We start from the raw sequence: 21,007 nt of genomic DNA, 5'->3' as shown, positions 1-21,007 counted from the left end.
CAAACGCAAGTAATGATAAAAACAATTAAACAGATACTTAACCCTTTTAATTTTGTTAAAATGGGTTGGCTAAATAAAATATTTACACTAATTTTACTCGTGTACACCATTGCCTTTTCAACTTATAGCCTTATTTATTTCCCGCCTTTACAAGTACAAAGTAACTTATATGGATTTACTACCGACTTTATTAACTTAATGGTAATAGTATTTCTTTTTTTGATGGTGCAGTGTTCTGGGCTTTCTAAATTAGCCTATTTATTTTCAAGTGCTGGATTACTTTTTTGGGCTATGGGGAATATAGCCGATGTGATTGATGAATTAGTCGTTCAGCCTTATTGGGTGAGTGTTTATTTTGAGGACTTATTTCGTACGTCAGGAATGCTATTAACATCCTATGGTTTGTTTAAAACCATGCGTTTTATGCAAAGTATTCACAACAAATTATTTTTAGAACTAACCATTGATGATTTAACAAAAGTCTCTAATCGGCGCTATTTTTATCAGCACGCTAAAAATATTAGCGTATCGCCTTATACAATTTTAATTATTGATATAGACCATTTTAAATCAATAAATGATGATTTTGGGCACGATATGGGCGATAAAATACTTAAGGAACTAGCCGGTAAGTTTAATAGTTTATTTTTAGATCAAAATGTTTTTTCGCGTTTAGGTGGTGAGGAGTTTGGGGGGTACTTACCCACTAGTAATATGGCTGAAGTAGCTAATTTTACCCAGCAGTTAATTAGCCTTGCCCAAACTATTCATATTAAAAATAATCGTTTTTTGACTGTGAGTATTGGCGTGGCTTTACAAAAAAATGATGAGCTACTTGACCAAGTTATGAAGCGAGCCGATTTAGCGTTATATGCAGCAAAAAAGAATGGTCGAAACCGTGTAGAAATACATAGTTAAAATAAGGTTATACACATGTAGGGAAACATAGGTACACTAACAAAGTAAAAATAACAACAGAGTGTGCCATGGATGATTTAGTTGGTTTAGCCGTAATACTTATATTAATCGTTGTAGTCGGGGCTATTTGTGGCCTAATTGCGTTAGTGCAGCTTAATACCTTGAAGCAAAGTGTCGCGCTTTTAAAGGCAAAAGTGGCTGAGCTACAATCAAGTAATGCAGCGCAAAAACAAACGCCATCATCCAATGCAGACACTCCACAACACCAGATACCAATAGTAACCGCTAAAACATACAAACCTGAATCCATAAACTCTAGTCCAGCAATTCAACCTCAAGTTATAACTAAATCCAGCGTTAACGCGGTTAAGATAAAGCGCGAAAAAACATCTTCTATCGAATTATTATTTAATAAATTCCGCACAGGCTTTGAACAAAACTGGATGACGTGGATTGGTGCTATAGCGCTTGCGTTTGGTGGACTATTTTTAGCTAAATATAGTTTAGAGGCTGGATTATTATCGCCAGTAATGAGGCTGAGTTTGGGTGGTTTATTTGGCCTTGGCTTAATTGCAGCTGCAGCATATTTACATCATAAACGCATTGTATTTGAAGGCTTTAATAATTACATACCCGCAGCACTTGCCAGTGGTGGGTTTATTACCTGTTTTTCGTTAATTCTTTTAGCCTATAGTAACTACGCTATGCTTAGCCCCACCGTGGCATTTTTTGCACTGGCAGTTATTGCGATTAGTGCAAGTGCGATGGCACTCAGGCTAGGCCCATTATTGGCGGTATTAGGTATTATTGGCGCTTACAGCGTACCAATATGGGTTAGTACTGGCAGTGGTAACTTGTTTGCATTATTTATGTATGTTGGCTTTGTAAGTTTGTCAGCCGCGTTAGTTGCACATAAAGTACAGCGAGCTTGGTTGTGGTATTTATTATGGGCAGGGCACATTGGTTGGTATTTAGTTGGTTTTACATTACTTAAAATTAATACCGTTTGGTTAATGGGGGCGTTTGCTTTACTTAGTATTGTAGGGTTAATTGCTATACCGCGCTTAGGTCGAAAACTGAATATTATTGAACATCGCCCGCACAGTTTAAAACGCTTAATTAACGTGCTTCCAGATCACCTCTTATTACTCGCTTTTATAGCGCCCTTAATATTTACCATGTTGATCAGTCACTTTGATATGCAGTGGCAAACAATCGGCGTGTTGAGCATTGTATTAGTATTGTTTTTAGTCCTTAAAAATAGCCGCTGGGATATTTGGCAGGGCGTAGCGTTAGTTATTTCAACGCTATTAGTGATAGGCGCTGAACGTACGCATCTTTCGCCAAACCTATTTGATGATGCACTCTTTATATTCAAAAATGAGTATGGTTTGGGTTTATTACTCGGATTGTTACTTACGGCATACGGGCTTTATTACGGTAAAAAACAGAGTAAGCGTTTGGCATTTCATGTAACGGCTGCGTTTAGTGTATTTGTAATGATAGCTACTTTATATACGCTTATTCCTAATTCTGCGTTAAGTACTGCATATCCACTTTGGGCCGTTGTATTGTTTGTAGTGGCGGCTATTTTAATAAAGCTCGCGCAGCATAATACAACGCTATTTCAGCGTTTTACTTATTGGGTAGGCGCTAATGCCAATATTACGTTAGCAATTACCATGCTACTAAGTGACAGCGGTTTAACTATTGCACTTGCTGTACAAGTATTACTTATAAGCGTACTTATTAAACGCTATAGCGTGCCTATGCCGCATTGGCCTATAAAAGCCTTGGTTGCTGCGTTATTACTGCGCCTTACGCTTTCACCTTGGACGCCAAGCTACGATGCGCTAACAGTATTTGGTTTGCATTGGAGTATTGTGGTTTATCCGTTATGTATTGCGTTATTTTTTGCCGCTGCTAGGTGCTTTAAAGTATCTCAATTAAAAGTATGGTTAGAAGGTGCGGCGCTTCATTGTTTAGCGCTTTTTATTACCACCGAAACAAGTTATCAGTTAGTAGGGCATTATCCGCAATTTGATTCACTTAACTTTTACGAACAAATACTCCTTACCTGTAACTGGCTGGCATTAGGGGGCGTGTACTTACACAGGGCAAAACTTGCTGGTACTTTAGCTAAGTTATACCAAGTGGCGGGTTTTGCGCTTGCAGGGTTAGCAGGGCTTTTTGCTATTAAAACACTGCTTGACGACAACCCATTATTTGAATCACTTTACATAGGTGAGCTGCCAATACTTAACTGGTTATTACTATTGTGGTTAGTACCTGCAGGATTAACGCTTTGGCTAGCCAAGCTTGTAAAACCAATAAATGCTAAAGCTACGCCATTTATATTGGCCGTTGCGGGTGGATTTATATTATTGGCAATAAACAGCTTTATTCGTCAATACTGGCAAGGTCCTTACATTTACTTATCAAAAGGCGCAAGTAATGCAGAGCTTTATAGCTACTCTGTTATTTGGTTAGTATTGGGTGCGGGTACTGTTATTTTTGGTCATTTAAAAAACCAGTTATTAATACAAAAAGTAGGCTTAGGCATACTAGCTGCCGTTATTGTTAAAGTGTTTTTAATTGATATGGCTAACTTGGAGGGCTTACTTAAAGCGCTTTCGTTTATTGGTTTAGGGCTTTCGTTGGTGGGGTTAAGTTGGTTGTTCCAAAAGCTTAGAAGCCGAGTAAATCCAGTTTAATTTTATGAACACTTTATAAAGCAAAGCCCAGTGAAGATACTAGGCTTTTTGTTTTACGCGATTACTTGATAGTTTTTAACTAGAACACTTGTTACTCGCTTATTATGTGCTGTGGTTAAGCAAGGCTTTTAGTTTGCCTGGTTTAATTGGCTTACTCAAATAATGAATATTGGCCGCTTTAGTTTCTTGTTTCAGCTCGGTGTCGCGCACGGCGGTAATTAAAATAGCGGGTATTTGGCTTTGCCAAATTTCACGCAGAGTTTTTATGAGAGTTATGCCGTCGCAATCACTACCTAATTGATAATCCATTAAAATAACATCGGGTGCCCCGTTTTGTTTCGCGTAAGCTAATGCATTATCCACGTTATCAAATAGTGTGTAATTGGCCTGCCATTTTTGGAGTAAGCTTGCCATGGCTGCTAGGTTTTCAGGGTCGTCATCCACGGCAACTATATTAATTGCTGCACGATTTTCTATTAAGCTACTTGTGGTATTTTTTTGTTGTACAAACTGAATATCGCCGTAAGGCACTTCAATACTAAAACGACTGCCTTTATTGGGTTTTGAATGAAGATGTAGTGGTAAGCTAAGTAAATCAGCCATTCTTTTAACTACGCCTAATCCTAAGCCAACTCCTTTGTTATCGCGTGATTCAACGCGGTAAAAGTCATTAAAGATTTTGGCTTGCTCAACTTCACTAATACCTGGGCCGGTATCCCACACTTCTATCAGTAAATTATGTTTACGGTTTCTACAGGCAATTAATACGCGGCCTTTATCGGTGTATTTAACGGCATTAGACACCAAATTTTGAATAATTCGGCGCAAATAAGTTATATCGCTGTGCACTACTTGCTGATTTGAACGCACACTCAGTTTTAGCCCTTTATCGCTCGACATAATAGCGTACTCACTTTGCAGTGGCGTTAAAATATCTTCAATATAAAAGTGGCGTGGAGTGGGGGTCATCGCTCCTTGTTCTAGTTTGGCTATTTCAAGCAAGGCTGACATTAAATGCACGGTTGAGTCGAGACTATCACCTAGTTTGTCAAAGTTATTTCGGTTGGAGCTATCGAGTTGTTTTTCGTTTATGGCTGCAAGGTATAAGCGTGCTGCATTTAATGGTTGCAAAATATCGTGACTAGCAAGAGCTAAAAAGCGTGTTTTACTGTCGTTAGCTTGCTCTGCTTCTCGTTTGGCTAAAGTAAGTGCTTGCTCTGTTTGCACGCGGCTATCTATTTGTGCTTGCAAGTCTTTATTAACTGTTTGCACTTCTTGAGTACGCGCTTCAATGCGGTTTTCAAGATCCATGTTTACTTCTTCAAGCGCATTTTGTGTACTTATGTGGGTTGTAATATCCGAAAAGCTGGTAACAAAACCGCCATCGGGCAGTGGATTACCAATCATCTCAAATACTTGGCCATTTCGGCGGTGACGAATAAAGTGATGGGAGCTGCCGTATCTCAAATGCTGTACACGTTTTTCTACTTGGCGTTCTATTTCACCAGGGCCACATTCACCGCGCTCTGCGTTATATCTAATAATATTTTCTATGGGTTGGCCTACTTCCAAAAAACCTTCTGGGTAGCCAAACATTTCGCTGTAACGCTTATTCCAAGCTACAAGATTTAAGTCTTTATCAACAACCGAAATACCATGACTTAAGTTTTCAAGTGAAGTAAATAACAGATTTTGGTTAAATTGCAGAGCTTGTGTGGTTTCGTCAAAAAAGTTTACAACCTCTTCAAATGCCATGCGTTTACCGGAGGAAACCGTGTGTATTAACGCTTGCGCCGACGATGCGCCCAGCACACCCGTCAATGCGCGTTCGCAGTAGGCAATAAACTCAGGCTCTGGGTGAGCGTTGTTATCACTTAGGTGATGAGCAAGTGCGTAATGCGCTAATATTTGCTGGCTACGTTGGATCCCTAAAAAGGTTTGCAGTAATATTTTAAAGTCGTAAACCGTGGCTTTTACGTCTTTATTTAGTCGTCTTGATAAAATTGCCTGATCTTTTGGATTAACAAAGGCAGCCGCCTGAATCTTATCAATTAAGCGCTCCTCTGCGCCTAATGAAAAGCTAATGTAACAGCCTATGTTAGCAAAAAGCGCGATGAGCGTACCTCGTGTAATAAGTGTTTGCTGAAGCTCACTGGTAAGTGTGTTACCGGCATCTAAAATTGGCAGCATTAAAAATAGTATCCAGCAAATAAAGCCTGCAACTAAACCTGCATAAACGCCATAGGCATGACCTTTTCGCCAATATAAACCGCCTACAATTGAAGGTAGTAATTGTGTAACAAGTGAAAATGCCACTAACCCCATACTCGCTAATGCACTGCTGTGGCCAAACCATTGTTGGTAAAAGTAGGCCAAGATTAAAATGCCAGCAATAGCGAAGCGTCTTACGAGTAAAATTTGCGATTTGTAGCTGGTGGTAATTAAATTACGTTTAAATTTTCGACGTAGTATTAGCGGCAGTACTACATCGTTTGAGATCATGGTGCTTAGCGTTAGTGTTGCGACCACTATCATTGCAGTGGCGGCCGACAATCCGCCTATAAATACAAAAGTGGTTAAAAAGGCATTGTCGTTAATTAATGGTAGGGCAAGTACAAAGCTGTCGGGGGAATAACCACTGCCAATTTCGGGATGGATAGCGGCAGTGGCAATAGGTAAAATCATTGCTGCCGTTAATAGCAAATACAGCGGAAAAGCCCAGCGAGCAGTCAGTAAATGACGCTTGTTTTGATTGTCGACAACGGTTACATGAAATTGGCGAGGCAAACATATAATAGCTGCCGCAGCCATGAGTGACTGGCCTATAAAGTTAAAACTAAAAAAGTTAAAATCGGCCCAATGATCCCAAATAGAATTTGTTACTTTATTTGTAGTTGCTTCAGGCAAATTAAATAAAGTAAATACTGCAAGCCCTGCAACAGCCATGAGTGCAATAAGCTTTATCATCGATTCAAACGCAACAGCAAGCATTAATCCCGAACGATATTCTGTTACATCAACCTTGCGGGTGCCAAAAAATATTGCAAATAAGGCCATGATTAATGTAGCCGATAGAGCAAGCATATCGCCCGATATTTTAGTGCTACTTTGCAGCAATAAAAAACTACTGCTGAGCGCTTTTAATTGCAGTGCAATATAAGGAATTGTAGCCAGTAGTGCGATAACAGTAACCATAATGGCAGTGGTTTGACGCTTGCCATAACGGGCTGAAATAAAGTCAGCAATAGTGGTTATATTTTGCTTTTTACTTACTAATACCAGTTTGCGTAAAAAACCTTGTCCGAAAAAAAATAATAATGCGGGACCAAGTAAAATGGGTAAATAACTCCAACTGCTTGTAGCCGCTGTGCCTACCGACCCATAGTAAGTCCATGAGGTACAATAAATCCCTAATGAAAAAGAATAGACAAAGGGGTGGTGACTGATGCGTTTTGCTAAAGGCGTTGTTTTATCGCCCCAGTTAGCCAGCCAAAACAGCACCCCTATATATCCTAAAGCAACAATAATGAGTACGGCAGTCATGTTGTTATTAAACCTTATTATTTTAAATAGTCCCTCAACCCTATGAGGGATTAACACAATACCAGAACTGAGGTTAAGTGTAAGGCTTGAATTTAAAATAAAACTTTCACTTTATTTCTATATTATTGAATATTAACAATAAAAATAAAATCATCTCACGCATTAGACTAATGTCGCATTAATAACCAACTTACCAATTTAATAGTAAAGCCAATTAAAAAAATTAAGCTAACCAATTGAAATAATATAAAAATATATAAAACACGTTTGAATGATAAATGCAGCTTACGTAAACGTTAATAAGCTGTTACGACTATGGTCTCAATTCAATATGTAACCAGCGTTGCTAAATTGATAGGTGAAGATAAAAAACCACTCATCGCGATATTGCGGTGCTTAAAGGGGAAAATAAAAATGGCTTTTAAAGATGAAGAACAAGCAAAAGCTTATTGGGCAGAAAACATTTCGCTGTTATTTAAACTATTAGCAGTGTGGTTTATTGTGTCTTTTGGCTTTGGCATATTATTGGTTGATGTACTTAATGAAGTGCATTTTTTTGGGTTTAAACTTGGCTTCTGGTTCGCCCAGCAAGGCGCGATTTATACCTTTGTTGCTTTGATTTTTGTGTACGTTTTCAAAATGAATACGTTAGATAAAAAATACGGCGTAGACGAATAGGAGCTAAGCAATGGATGTTCAAACACTCACGTTTTTAATTGTTGGTTTAAGCTTTGCACTTTATATCGGCATAGCAATTTGGGCCCGTGCGGGTTCAACTAAAGAATTTTATGTCGCGGGCGGCGGCGTACCTCCTCTTGCTAACGGTATGGCAACAGCAGCTGATTGGATGAGCGCCGCGTCGTTTATTTCAATGGCAGGTATTATTTCGTTTGCAGGTTATGATGGCAGCGTTTACTTAATGGGGTGGACCGGTGGTTATGTATTATTAGCCATGTGCTTAGCGCCTTACTTACGTAAATTTGGCAAGTTTACAGTGCCTGACTTTATTGGCGACCGTTACTATTCACGTACCGCACGTTTAGTGGCTATTTTTTGTGCCATATTCATTTGTTTTACCTATATTGCAGGGCAAATGCGTGGCGTAGGCGTGGTGTTTTCACGCTTTTTAGAAGTAGAAATTGAAACCGGTGTTTACATTGGTATGGTGATTGTATTTTTCTACGCCGTACTTGGCGGTATGAAAGGCATTACCTACACGCAAGTAGCGCAGTACTGTGTACTTGTATTTGCCTACCTTGTACCAGCCATTTTTATCTCGATGATGATGACAGGTCACTTCTTCCCACAAACTGGTTTTGGTGCCACATTAATAGGCAGCGATGGCGTGTACGTACTTGATAAACTAGACGGCTTAAGCGCTGAGCTTGGTTTTGCACAGTACACCGAAGGCTCTAAGAGCATGATTGACGTGTTTGCCATCACAGGTGCGTTAATGGTAGGTACTGCGGGTTTACCTCATGTAATTGTTCGCTTTTTCACTGTACCTCGCGTAAAAGACACGCGTATTTCTGCCGCATGGACCCTTGTGTTCATAGCGATTGTTTATACTACAGCACCTGCGGTTGCAGCCTTTGCGCGAGTAAACATGGTTGACACTATTAATGGTAAAGACGGTAGTGGGACAGCTTACGCAGAAGCACCTGCATGGATTAAAAACTGGGAACGTACGGGCTTAATCACGTTTGATGATAAAAATGGTGATGGCAAAATGTTCTACACGGCGGGTAAAATCACCGATCCGAACAGTGCTAACGAAGTAAACGTAGACCGCGACATTATGGTATTAGCTAATCCAGAGATTGCTAACTTACCAGCGTGGGTAATCGCACTTGTCGCCGCAGGTGGTATTGCCGCTGCACTGTCTACAACAGCAGGTTTACTACTGGTTATTTCGACCTCCGTTTCGCACGATTTACTCAAGCGAACCCTCAAGCCCGATATCACTGATAAGCAAGAGTTACTTGCAGCGAGGTTGGCAGCCATGGTTGCTATTGTTATCTCCGCGTACTTTGGTATTAACCCGCCTGGATTTGTGGCATCGGTAGTGGCATTTGCCTTTGGTTTGGCGGCAGCGAGTTTCTTTCCTGCAATTATTATGGGTATATTCTCTAAAACAATGAACCGAGAAGGCGCAATTGCAGGCATGGTAACAGGTATAGGCTTTACCGCTGCTTATATTATTTTCTTCAAGTTTGTTAGCCCTGAGCTTAACAATCCTGAACATTGGTTTTTAGGTATTTCGCCTGAAGGTATTGGCTTAATTGGTATGATTATTAACTTTGTAGTTGCTGCACTTGTTCTTAAATTTACTCAACCAACACCTGTTGAAATTCAAGAAATGGTAGAAAGTATTCGCAATCCTAAAGGATCTGCAGAAGCACACGATCACTAAGCTCACTTAAAAAATCATAAAAGCCCGACTTAAGTCGGGCTTTTTATTTGTACAAAAAATGAGTACATTGGTGTTGTGTATACTTTTTTATGAGTACAAAAATGAGCGTAGAACAACAAGAAATAGCCCAGTACGTGTGCTTGCAAGCGCCATTTAGCCTAATTGATAGCAGTGCATGTGAGTACTTTGTAAGTCATCTCGATATTATTTACCTCACTCGCGAAAACCAAGCGCAATGGCTACAAAGTGAAAGCCCACGGTTATTTTTAATTCGCTCAGGTTTATACGATCTAGTTGATGCTAAGGGCGATGTTGTAACGCGTTTAGCACAAGGAGATTATTTTGGTTTTCCATCGTTATTAACAGGTGAAGCGATTCAAAATAGGCTCGAAGTACAAAAAGAAGGCATAGTGTATATGCTCTCCCAAGTGCATTTCGATTTTTTGCGTCGAGAATACAAATCTTTTGAGCAATATTTTGTGCGTGCTCACGCCAATCGGTTATTGTCATCCCACTATAAAAGTAAAAACGATAGCTGGTCTGAGCGTAAAATATCGGAGTTGATGACGCGCACAGCCATTACACTTACGCCCGATGCTAGCATTAGACAAAGTGCTAAAAAAATGAAACAGCATGGCGTATCGTCAATTATGATAACGGATCACTTACATTTAGTTGGCGTGGTGACCGACCGCGATTTGCGTAATCGCGTACTCGCTGATGAGGTCGATCCGCAAGATGCAGTCAGCAGTATTATGACCGCCAAACCCAAATTTATATTTGAAAATAATCGGGTATTTTCGGCGCTACATTTAATGCTTAAATACAATATTCATCATTTACCCGTACTTGATGAAAACCATAATCCTATTGGTATGCTTACAAGTACCGACTTATTGCGCCAGCAAAAAAGCGACCCTGTACAACTTATAGGGCGTATCTATAAAGCGCACACAATTACCGATCTAAAACGCTATGCAAAAGAAATTCCCGAACTACTTCGCAGTTTTTCATACAATATTGACGACATATCGCTAATTGGTAAATTATTGAGCGGCTTAACCGATGCGCTTACATCTCGTCTGATTCATTTATTTCAAGAAGATCATGGCGCAGCGCCAACCAGCTTTAGTTTTATTTGTTTTGGCTCACAAGCACGCGAAGAGCAAACTCTACATTCAGATCAAGATAACGGCTTATTACTCCCTAACGACTTAACGAGCGAGCAGCAAGCTTACTTTAAAAGCATGGGAGAGTTTGTCTGCGAGCAACTTGTTGAATGCGGTATTAGACGTTGCCCTGGCAATATTATGGCAAGTAGCGATTTGTGCAGAATGAGTGTGAACGACTGGAGTGAGCGTTTTTTTAAATGGATAAAAAGCCCCACGCCTGATGCGATGCTTAACTGTAAGATATTTTTTGACTTACGATTTATTGAAGGTTCAAACGCCTTATATACCGCTTTTTGCGAGCAGCTAATTCGTATATCGCGTAACGACTTATTTTATGCTGCTATGGCAACTGACATTAGTAGTAACAGCGTACCTATTGGTTTATTTAATAAATTTAAAACCGAAAAAACCGATAAAAATAATAAATACATAGATTTAAAAAAACGCGGTGTCGTGATCATAAACGACATAGTGCGGTTATACGCTTTAAAAGCCGGTATTAGGCGTGCTAACACGCAAGAGCGGTTGGACGCGCTGTTAAAACATAAACTGATCAGCAAAGAAGATATATACAATCTAAAAGATTGCTGGCGATTTTTAACGCAGCTTCGCTTAAGTACGCAAATAAACGAAGAGGGCTTGCCGAGTAATTGCATTAATCCTAATAAATTAAACTCACTAGAGCGTCATCAGCTAAAAGAAGCGTTTTACCTTGTTAAACAAGTGCAGCAAGCTGCTGCGTTTAAGTTTGCTCGGGGCAGTTTATAATGATGGATTACTAACATGGTAAAAAAGCTGCTCACTCGGTACTTAAAGCGCCGTAAATTACTAGGCAAAAATGCCTTGCAACAGCGTTACTTAGTGATTGACTTAGAGCTCACTGGCCTTGATGCAAAACAGCACGAAATTGTATCACTAGCGTGGGTGGAAATAGATAACCAATGCATAAAAATGAGTGAGTCGCAGCATATTATCAATAAAGACGTTATAAGCCTCGAACAAAGCCCTGTTTATCACGGTATAAATGACGATGCGGTAGCAAAAGGGCAAAGTTTGCACAGTATACTAACGCAACTAAGCAGCCACTTTAGTGATTGTATTTTAGTGTTTCATAATGCCATGCTCGATTGGGGCTTTTTAAAAATAGCCTTAAAAAATGCTAATATAACAACGCGGCCTAAACTAATACTCGACACCCTCCACATCGAGAAAAAGCGCTTACTCAACCAATCAACTGAAATAAAACAAGATGATTTAACCCTTAATGCCTGTCGTATACGTTATAAGTTACCAAGTTATCATTGTCATCATGCGTTAACCGATGCACAAGCGACCGCCGAGTTACTGCTAGCCCAGTGCCATCAAATAAGTCGTGGTAAAGAGCTAAAAGTAGGTGAACTATTAACTTAAACGTATTTATTTATAATCTGGCGATATTTTATCAACAAATTTATAAAAATTGGTTCTTATGTCGTCTGAACTTTCATCAAACAAAAACCAGCTTTTTATTTCTTTTTTAGTTGTAAGTTTTTTATCTAGTAGAATTTTGAGTAACCCATAAAGAGTGCCTTTTATATTTAATTCTACAAAACGTATCTCCTTGCTAAGGTAAGTTTGATCATGGCCAAAATTAACAAACTTTCCTTGTGAAGTGTTTCCATCATATCTGAGTAAATTAGTTAATTTATGTGGGATAACAACAAATTGTTCTAATTGACACATCAATACAAGTAATCTTCGACAGTCTCTTAAATTATTAAATATGGCTCCACTTAGATTAGAACTGCTTATATCGACATTTTTAAACTTGCAATATGAAAAATTACACTTATAAAAATTACTGTATCTCATACTTAAACCTTCAAATTCCGAATAAGAGAAATCAATACCGCTGTAGTTTATATATGAACAGTTGAATCTATCGAAATCACTATTGTTAAATAATGTACCTATCAAATGTTCTTTTGCCCAATTTGGCGCTGCTATATTGTATGTTGAGTTATGATTTCTCATCATTTCGAATAGGTGAGTTTGATTTTTTATTTTTCCGTTAAAAAAGAGTTCTTTTTCTTGATCCGTAAATAGTAAGTTACCTACCAGCAGTGCAATCCATTTATCGTGATCAGCTGGTATGTTACGTGTTTTGCTATTGTTAAATACAGATAGCTCATTATTGAAAAGAGCTGTAACTGCTGTGAATTTAGCTAATAATATCTGATTTTTATTCTCAATTACCTTTATTGAAAAATCTATTATTTTATTTAGCTTTTCATTGTTTATAGGCCAATTATCTAATAAATATTTATTTATATCTCCGTCTACACTATTTGCAAACCAAGAGTAAAATAAATCATTAGAGTAAAGCGGGTTATTTTCTTCCTGAGCTAATGATGCTAAAAGTGGAAGTAATAGCTTTCTTTTTTCTTTCACTTTTTCTGAATTATTATCATTATTTACTGTTTCTTTGAGTAAAACGATAAGATCTTTTAGAAAATAAATAGATTGTTCTGTTGGATAACCAATGCTAAGTTTGCTTCGTGCTATATCAAGATCTGTGTTTTTGTCTAATGAGTATTTTATAAATACCTTTAAATAGTATTCAGCGAGTAATATTTCAGCAAATGATTGATGATGAAAGTGGAGTAAATTATCTTTTTCTCCAAAGTAAGAATGTGATAAGAACTTTATTTCTGTTACATTTTTGCTTTTATATCTATCTAATATATCAGTATCACTTTCAGTAGAGTATTTCCCTTCAATAACTCTGCAAATATCAGCCTTTTTCAATATACCTTGTTTACCATCTTGTCTCTGAAATCCCCATAGGGCTGCAATTGAATGCAAAATGTTTCTATACCTAATTTCATCCAAAAAGTTAACTTCGATGTCTGAATCTTCTATATGCTTCGCGTCTTTTGTCAGTAAATTTATAAAAGAGAGGTATATACCTATTTTACCAATATCTTCAAAGTTAATATCGTTTATCATTAATTGATAAATCATATAAGAAAATATAGGCCTTTTTAACTCTTCGATAGATAATGTGCCCTCATCAAATAGTTTCTTATGCATATCATCTGATATTAGTGGCGAAGTTTTACTTAATGAGTGCTTTAGCCAATGATTAAATTGTTTAGCTGTAAAGCCGTATAAATTAATATAGTGGGGGAGATCTTTGTTTAGCTTTTTTACTTTTCTTGTAAAAGGTTCATGTTTTTTAAGTTGCTCCTCTAAACCATCAGGGAAAGGTCTAGAGCTTATTATTATTTTATTTTTTCTACATATAGACTTATCTAAGTTTTGTATTGACTTTATTGAAGAAATAACTTTATCTATAGCTGTTTTTGTTAATTCCCCACTTTCGTCTAAAGAATCAATTAGGAATAGATACTTTTTACTTTTAAAGTATTTATCTTCAATTTTAATACCATAATCGGTTTGTAAAAAGTCATCAATTACTCCCAATTTACCTTCTGATTGGTAGTTTGAAAAGTTTCTGAGGTTAAAATATATGGGAAAGTAACCATCTTTAGTTTCTGAATATTTTTTTGCTAATTCAGCCGCGTGATATTTTAGAAATACTGACTTCCCTTTTCCAAAATCAGCTACTATAAAAGTTATTTTATTTATATCATTCGTTTCACAATCATAATTTTGATTAATAAGTTCAGTTATTGGTTTAAGTCTTTGTTCTTTTTTAATAGTTTCTTTATAACCTACATCACTGATTTTTGTGGAATTGTTTAGTTCTGTGATTGGCTGCCAATAAGCAAAAGTTTCTTCGTAAAGTAAGTCTTCATTATCTTGAAACCCAATGTCTTTTAATTTAAATGTGTCATATAAAATTTTAGCTTCATTTTCATGAACGCGAAGAACATTAATCTCCTCAATATGTTTTTCATATACATCACCGAATTCAAGTTCAACAGTTTTTTCTATATTATTATTAAAGTGGTGAATTACTTTATTTATAACCCTTGTTTCTTCCCCTAAATGACTTAATAGTACTTTTGTTTTTATTTTAGTTGCATCAATAGCTGGGTGATATTTTGGAGAAAATAAATTAATTAGGTTTTCAGTTTTGACATCACTATTATCGAATTCAAAAATACTATATAAGTTAGTTTCTTTAGTGATCGAATCATTTGTTAAATCACCTTGAAGCTCTTGCAAAGACTGGCTTAGTTGGTTCAAAGAGGCTTTTATATAAGTATTTATTCCAAAGTTGTTAAGTTTGTTGTCATCTAGCTTTTCGAAATAAAGGTCTATTTTTTCTTTAGCTAATAGCTTTATCACTACTGCGATTGTGCCATTTGCATTATTTATTATCTCTTGTCCTGATTCATCAAAATTATTTTTGAAATAACCTGTAATATTTTTAAGTGCCAGAGGAATACAACTAAATATCCTTTCAACTTTTTGTTTATCCATGTTTCTATCCATTGGTAATTAAGGTTTAATTGACTAAGTTACATATAATAACAGGTTATGTAATGACTATATCTTTAGCTTTTTAATATTAAAAGCGTTAATTTTACATTGTACTAGGGAGTAATATGAAACTCATTACCGCTATTTTTTTGATATTATTCCCACTCATCACTTTTGGTAATTCAAGCTTACCTGCCAATCGTCATATTGCAGTGCAAGGTACTGCTGAGATATTGGCAGTGCCTGATATGGCTAACATTTCTTTTGAAGTAATTAGCACTAAAGATACGTTGCTTGAGGCGAAACGTGATGTTGATAACCGAGTTAACTTGCTAACCAAAGGAGCAGGTAGATATGGTATTGAGCAAGGCGATATTTTTATCTCTGGTTTAACAAGTCATGTAAATAATATGATTGATACAGAAACAGGTACTTTTTCAGGCGATAAGTACCTAGCGCGAAAAAAAATTAAAGTAACGTTAAAAGATATTGAAAGAATAGATGATTTTATTGAATTTGCACAAAGCGTAAAAATAAATAATGTGATGGAAATTGAAAGCTTATCTTCAAAAGGATTTAAATTAGAGGCAAAAGCAACACAAGCAGCAATAGATAACGCCAAAGCTAAGGGAAGCATACTTGCTGAAGCATTTGGCGCTGAACTTGGAAAAGTTTATAGTATTAATTCAACTGCTAATCATCAAAGATACCCTACAAATAACGTTAAGAGTTTAATTTTTTCAGGTTCGGGTGCTAACTCAAATCCATTCGAACAGGTGCGGTATGTGGATGAAACAATAATTTTTACATCATCAATAAGTGTAGTGTTTGACCTAGAAATAAAATAACAATGAGGACACACAATGGAATTAAACTATTTATATATTGGATTTGGTGTTATTGCGTTACTGAATGTAATAGTGAGTGTGTTTTTGGTAAAGCGAGATGACTTAGAAGTGTTTCAAAAAGCCGCTCAAATACTATTAGTATGGTTAATTCCGTTGTTTGCAGCAATTGGTCTGTGGCTATTTTATCGTACGCAAGATAGGAGTGTAAACGTGCCTAAAAGCTTTGGTGGAGGTGCAGGAGATAGCACAAATATTGGCGGTGGCTTTTGAACAAGCGTTAATATGTTGCTTAAACAAAGGATTCTAATGGGCACTTTTTAAATGTTAATTCAAAGTTTCTAATGCTTCCCTCTTATAATCAGACCCAAGGTCGATTACAATACGGCCATCTAAAAGGTGTACTGCCTTTATCTGCACGTAACTAGAGTGGATTTTATATTTCATGGCAATCAAACTTGCAATTAATGGTTTTGGTCGTATTGGTCGAAATATTGTCCGCGCGTTATACGAGTCTGGTTTGAGCGACGCTATAAAAATTGTTGCGATTAACGAACTTGCTGATCCTGAAGCTATTGCTCATTTATTAAAATACGACACATCTCACGGTCGTTTCTCTTTCCCTGTAAAACTTGGTGAAGACACCATTAGTGTGGCAGGCGATACCATTGCACTTTTTTGTGAAGAAAACCCTATTGAATTGCCTTGGCAAACGCTCGATGTAGATATTGTACTTGAATGTACAGGGGTTTATCACTCGCGTGAACACGCGCAGTTACATATTACCGCAGGCGCTAAAAAGGTATTGTTTTCGCATCCGGCCGATAACGATGTTGATGCCACGATTGTGTACGGTATCAACGACGATGAGCTTAAAAACGAGCATACTATTGTGTCTAACGGCTCGTGCACAACTAACTGTGTTGTACCGGTTATTAAAGTATTAGATGATGCATTTGGTATTGAGTCGGGCGCTATTACAACCATTCATGCATCGATGAACGATCAACAAGTGATTGATGGTTATCATCATGATTTACGCCGTACACGCGCTGCAAGTCAGTCTATTATTCCAGTAGATACAAAGCTTGCCCGTGGTATAGACCGCATATTACCTAAATTTAAAGGTCGCTTTGAAGCCATTGCTGTACGTGTGCCAACGATAAATGTAACAGCCATGGATTTGAGTGTAACGGTTAATGCTGATGTGGATTTAAATGCGGTAAATAACGCACTTAAAGCACAAGCGAAAGACCGCCTTGAAGGTATTTTAAGTTACACCGAAGAGCCACTTGTATCAGTTGATTTTAATCACGATCCACATTCTTGTATTATTGATGGCACGCAAACACGTGTTAGTCATAAACGACTGATAAAATTATTGGTGTGGTGTGATAATGAGTGGGGCTTTGCTAATCGTATGCTCGATACCGCGCGTGCGATGATGGCAGTAAATAAGTAATTTGATGTATTAACATAATAACTTTAAACGTATTTTTCAGGTTCAGTATCGTTAACTAAGGAGATGTTCATGTCGGTCATAAAAATGGCAGATTTAGATTTAAACGGCAAACGCGTATTAATTCGTGAAGATTTAAATGTACCAGTTAAAGCAGGTAAAGTGACGTCAGATGCGCGTATTCGTGCAGCACTACCTACTATTAAATTAGCGCTTGAGAAAGGTGCTAAAGTAATGGTTATGTCACACCTTGGCCGTCCTACGGAAGGGGAATATGATGAAGCGTTTTCGCTAGCACCTGTAGCTGATTACTTAAACGATGCCCTTGAGCAAACTGTACGCTTAGAAAAAGATTACCTAAACGGCGTTGATGTTGCTGATAACGAAGTCGTTGTGTTTGAAAACGTGCGCTTTAATAAAGGCGAGAAGAAAAATGACGAAGCGTTATCAAAACAACTTGCAGCATTATGTGATGTATACGTAATGGATGCCTTTGGTACGGCTCATCGTGCACAAGCGTCTACTCATGGTGTTGGTTTATTTGCTGATGTTGCCTGTGCAGGTCCGTTATTATCAGCTGAGCTTGAAGCATTAGGCAAAGCACTTGATAATCCAGCTCGCCCGTTAGTAGCGATTGTAGGTGGCTCAAAGGTATCAACTAAGTTAACTGTTTTAGATTCTCTTTCTAAAATTGTTGATCAGCTTGTAACCGGTGGTGGTATTGCTAATACTTTTATTGCAGCCGCAGGTCATCCTGTTGGTAAATCGCTTTACGAACCTGATTTAATGGATGAAGCAAACCGTTTATGTGCAGCAGCTAAAGTAAACAATGGCGAAATTCCAGTACCTACAGATGTAGTGGTAGGTAATGAATTTTCTGACTCTGCAGTGGCTACGCTTAAAGATGTAAGCGAAGTAACAAACGACGATATGATTTTTGATATTGGTCCTGATACAGCCAGCAAACTTGCAAAAATTATTGCAAATGCGGGCACGGTTGTATGGAATGGCCCTGTTGGTGTGTTTGAGTTTGATCAGTTTGGTAATGGAACACGTGCTATTGCACAAGCGATTGCTAACTCAAATGCATTTTCAATTGCTGGTGGTGGTGATACCTTAGCTGCGATTGATAAATACGGCATTAGCGACAAAATATCTTATATTTCTACCGGTGGTGGTGCGTTCTTAGAGTTTTTAGAAGGCAAAAAGCTGCCAGCAGTTGAAATGCTAGAATCTCGCGCTAAGTAATTTTAGTTGCGTAAGGTGAGGGGATAACCCTCGCCGACAATTAATTATTAAATACCTCTCACCCTAATTTAATAGTTAATTTATACGGAATATTACTGCAAAGCAGTGGTTTTTCGTGGCGTTGTAATAACGCCAAACTAACAAATCCGTTCAAACTAGATAGTAGGGAACTACTATCGATAAATTGGAGAATACCCAATGGCTTTAATCAGTATGCGACAACTTTTAGATCATGCAGCAGAGCATGGTTACGGCGTACCTGCTTTTAACGTTAACAATCAAGAGCAAATGCGCGCAATAATGGAAGCGGCTGACAAAACAAACAGTCCAGTAATCGTGCAGGGATCAGCGGGCGCACGTGCTTATGCTGGTGCTCCATTTATTCGTCATATGATTTTAGCAGCCGTTGAAGAATGGCCACATATCCCAGTTGTTATGCACCAAGATCACGGCACATCGCCAGGTGTATGTCAGCGTTCAATTCAGCTTGGTTTTTCATCAGTAATGATGGATGGCTCGTTAATGAGCGACGGTAAAACCCCTTCAAGCTACGAATACAATGTAGAAGTAACGCGCGAAACTGTTGCTATGGCGCATGCCTGTGGTGTATCGGTTGAAGGCGAGCTAGGTGTGCTCGGTTCACTTGAAACGGGTGAAGCAGGCGAAGAAGATGGCGTTGGCGCAGAAGGTATTTTAACGACTGAGCAAATGCTAACAGATCCTGAAGAAGCGGCTGATTTTGTAAATAAAACACACGTTGATGCACTTGCAATTGCTTGTGGTACATCGCATGGTGCTTATAAATTTACGCGTCCACCAACCGATGATATTTTAGCAATTGATCGTATTAAAGCGATTCATGCACGTATTCCTAACACGCATTTAGTGATGCATGGTTCATCTTCTGTTCCACAAGAGTGGTTAGAAATTATTAATCAGTATGGTGGCGAAATTCCAGAAACGTATGGTGTGCCGGTTGAACAGATTGTTGAAGGTATTAAATTTGGTGTGCGTAAGGTCAATATTGATACCGACTTGCGTTTAGCATCTACCGGTGCAATCCGACGTCACCTAGCGTTAAACCCATCTAACTTTGATCCACGTAAATACCTAGCAGAAGCAACTAAAGCAATGACAGAGATTTGTATTGCACGCTATAACTCGTTTGGTACCTCTGGTCAGGCAAGTAAAATTAAACCAATTTCACTCGATGAGATGCATCTTAAATACTTAAGCGGCGAGCTAGATCCTAAGATTAGATAATCGATCCTTGTTTATAACCGTTTAATTAAAAAGCCAGTAACCTTGTTACTGGCTTTTTTAATATGTGATGATTACGGTGAATAGATCACAGTATTACTAATACCAATCTGCATAAATCTTTGATCAATTTAACGAATTAAATTGCACTATAACGTTGTTAAAATTTTTTATTTAGAACAACTAGATACAAAAATTTTTGCCTAGTTCTAGCGTAATTTTCTTAACGTTAAATAGACCCCATATATAAGCAGATTGGTATAACGTATTTATTTGGGATCACCGGTTTACTAACAAAGCTATTTTTGGATCATTGCTTTACTAAGCCAATAGCACTTTGATGGGGTTTTAGACTCAAAAATAATCTGATTGTTATTTATTTGTACAAACAATCAACAACTTATAAGTTTGACTAGGTACAACTCTGATCTGGAGGTGGATCTGCTTGGTAAAAATTTGATCCTTTACCTTTTACTTAGTAAAAATTAGATCTATTAATGTACATTGTGGTTGTTATATCGTCATGTTTATAGATTTTTAAATGACTATTTAACCTGAACTCTGGTTAAGAGGTTTACTAACGTATTGAATCATGGTTATATTTAAATTTATTTTCTCTAGTCAGAGATTTTCAGTGAAAGCAAGGCGAATTTACGCGTCAATAGCGGGCCTATTGCAAGTAAATTCAACGCAGTTAGCGCTGAAAATAGCTGCTTGAGATAGATTTATTATCCAGAGTTCAGGTTATTTAGCTATTTAAATACATCGATCTATAAAAACAGCTTTGTTAGTAAAACAATGATCCCAATAAATTGACTACCCAGATCAATAAATAAAATGATCTAAAAGTCTAAAACTACATTTTGTAAATTTATCGTAAATCACTTTTTTACTGACTCAAATATTAAAAAGATTTTAAGAATATGACGTTAATGAGTTTTTTTGTCACTATTTTGTGTTTTTTTTACCATCATTTTAATTTACACGTTACACTTTCATAAAAA

General features: G+C 37.5%; 13 protein-coding genes. 11 read left to right on the top strand and 2 right to left on the bottom strand.

Features of this window, described 5'->3' with window-relative positions; translation table 11 throughout:
• The first annotated feature begins 12 nt into the window (after positions 1-12).
• Positions 13-918, top strand: a complete 906-nt coding sequence (locus ACJJVZ_RS16560; protein WP_405602028.1) for a GGDEF domain-containing protein — start codon at positions 13-15, stop codon at positions 916-918.
• A gap of 68 nt (positions 919-986) precedes the next feature.
• Positions 987-3,632 carry a DUF2339 domain-containing protein gene (locus ACJJVZ_RS16555; protein WP_405602026.1) on the top strand — a complete coding sequence of 882 codons (2,646 nt, stop codon included), beginning with the start codon at positions 987-989 and terminating at the stop codon, positions 3,630-3,632.
• 102 nt (positions 3,633-3,734) lie between these two features.
• On the opposite strand, the gene ACJJVZ_RS16550 is transcribed toward ACJJVZ_RS16555, so the two are convergent.
• A complete protein-coding gene (locus tag ACJJVZ_RS16550) occupies positions 3,735-7,175 on the bottom strand; it encodes a PAS-domain containing protein (protein WP_405602024.1) in 3,441 nt (1,146 codons plus the stop codon).
• Positions 7,176-7,589: 414 nt separating this feature from the next.
• Here ACJJVZ_RS16550 and ACJJVZ_RS16545 point away from each other — a divergent pair, with 414 nt between their 5' ends.
• From ACJJVZ_RS16545 to ACJJVZ_RS16530, 4 genes are all read left to right on the top strand, one after another.
• Positions 7,590-7,853 (top strand): DUF4212 domain-containing protein, encoded by a 264-nt coding sequence (locus tag ACJJVZ_RS16545; RefSeq protein ID WP_077538816.1) that lies wholly within the window; start codon positions 7,590-7,592, stop codon positions 7,851-7,853.
• A gap of 10 nt (positions 7,854-7,863) precedes the next feature.
• Positions 7,864-9,588, top strand: a complete 1,725-nt coding sequence (locus tag ACJJVZ_RS16540; RefSeq protein ID WP_405602022.1) for a sodium:solute symporter family protein — start codon at positions 7,864-7,866, stop codon at positions 9,586-9,588.
• A gap of 101 nt (positions 9,589-9,689) precedes the next feature.
• A complete protein-coding gene (locus ACJJVZ_RS16535) occupies positions 9,690-11,528 on the top strand; it encodes a DUF294 nucleotidyltransferase-like domain-containing protein (RefSeq protein WP_405602019.1) in 1,839 nt (612 codons plus the stop codon).
• Between the two features lie 15 nt (positions 11,529-11,543).
• Positions 11,544-12,170: a 3'-5' exonuclease gene (locus ACJJVZ_RS16530; RefSeq protein ID WP_405602016.1), complete on the top strand. Its 627-nt coding sequence runs from the start codon at positions 11,544-11,546 to the stop codon at positions 12,168-12,170.
• A 6-nt stretch (positions 12,171-12,176) separates the two neighbouring features.
• On the opposite strand, the gene ACJJVZ_RS16525 is transcribed toward ACJJVZ_RS16530, so the two are convergent.
• A complete protein-coding gene (locus ACJJVZ_RS16525; protein ID WP_405602014.1) occupies positions 12,177-15,191 on the bottom strand; it encodes a pentapeptide repeat-containing protein in 3,015 nt (1,004 codons plus the stop codon).
• A gap of 125 nt (positions 15,192-15,316) precedes the next feature.
• Between ACJJVZ_RS16525 and ACJJVZ_RS16520 the strand changes: the two genes are divergently transcribed.
• From ACJJVZ_RS16520 to fba, 5 genes are all read left to right on the top strand, one after another.
• Positions 15,317-16,039, top strand: coding sequence for an SIMPL domain-containing protein (locus ACJJVZ_RS16520; RefSeq protein ID WP_405602012.1), 723 nt, complete (start codon positions 15,317-15,319; stop codon positions 16,037-16,039).
• Positions 16,040-16,054: 15 nt separating this feature from the next.
• A complete protein-coding gene (locus ACJJVZ_RS16515; RefSeq protein ID WP_405602010.1) occupies positions 16,055-16,309 on the top strand; it encodes a hypothetical protein in 255 nt (84 codons plus the stop codon).
• 172 nt (positions 16,310-16,481) lie between these two features.
• Complete coding sequence (gene epd / locus ACJJVZ_RS16510) at positions 16,482-17,498, top strand: erythrose-4-phosphate dehydrogenase (protein WP_405602008.1); 1,017 nt, start codon at positions 16,482-16,484, stop codon at positions 17,496-17,498.
• Positions 17,499-17,567: 69 nt separating this feature from the next.
• Positions 17,568-18,743 carry a phosphoglycerate kinase gene (locus ACJJVZ_RS16505; protein ID WP_405602006.1) on the top strand — a complete coding sequence of 392 codons (1,176 nt, stop codon included), beginning with the start codon at positions 17,568-17,570 and terminating at the stop codon, positions 18,741-18,743.
• Between the two features lie 198 nt (positions 18,744-18,941).
• Positions 18,942-20,006 (top strand): class II fructose-bisphosphate aldolase, encoded by a 1,065-nt coding sequence (gene fba / locus ACJJVZ_RS16500; protein ID WP_405602003.1) that lies wholly within the window; start codon positions 18,942-18,944, stop codon positions 20,004-20,006.
• Positions 20,007-21,007 lie beyond the last annotated feature (1,001 nt).

It is taken from the genome of Pseudoalteromonas sp. Ld19 (genome assembly GCF_045064135.1).
Lineage (GTDB): Bacteria > Pseudomonadota > Gammaproteobacteria > Enterobacterales > Alteromonadaceae > Pseudoalteromonas > Pseudoalteromonas aliena.
This window is presented reverse-complemented; position numbering and strand designations above follow the sequence as displayed.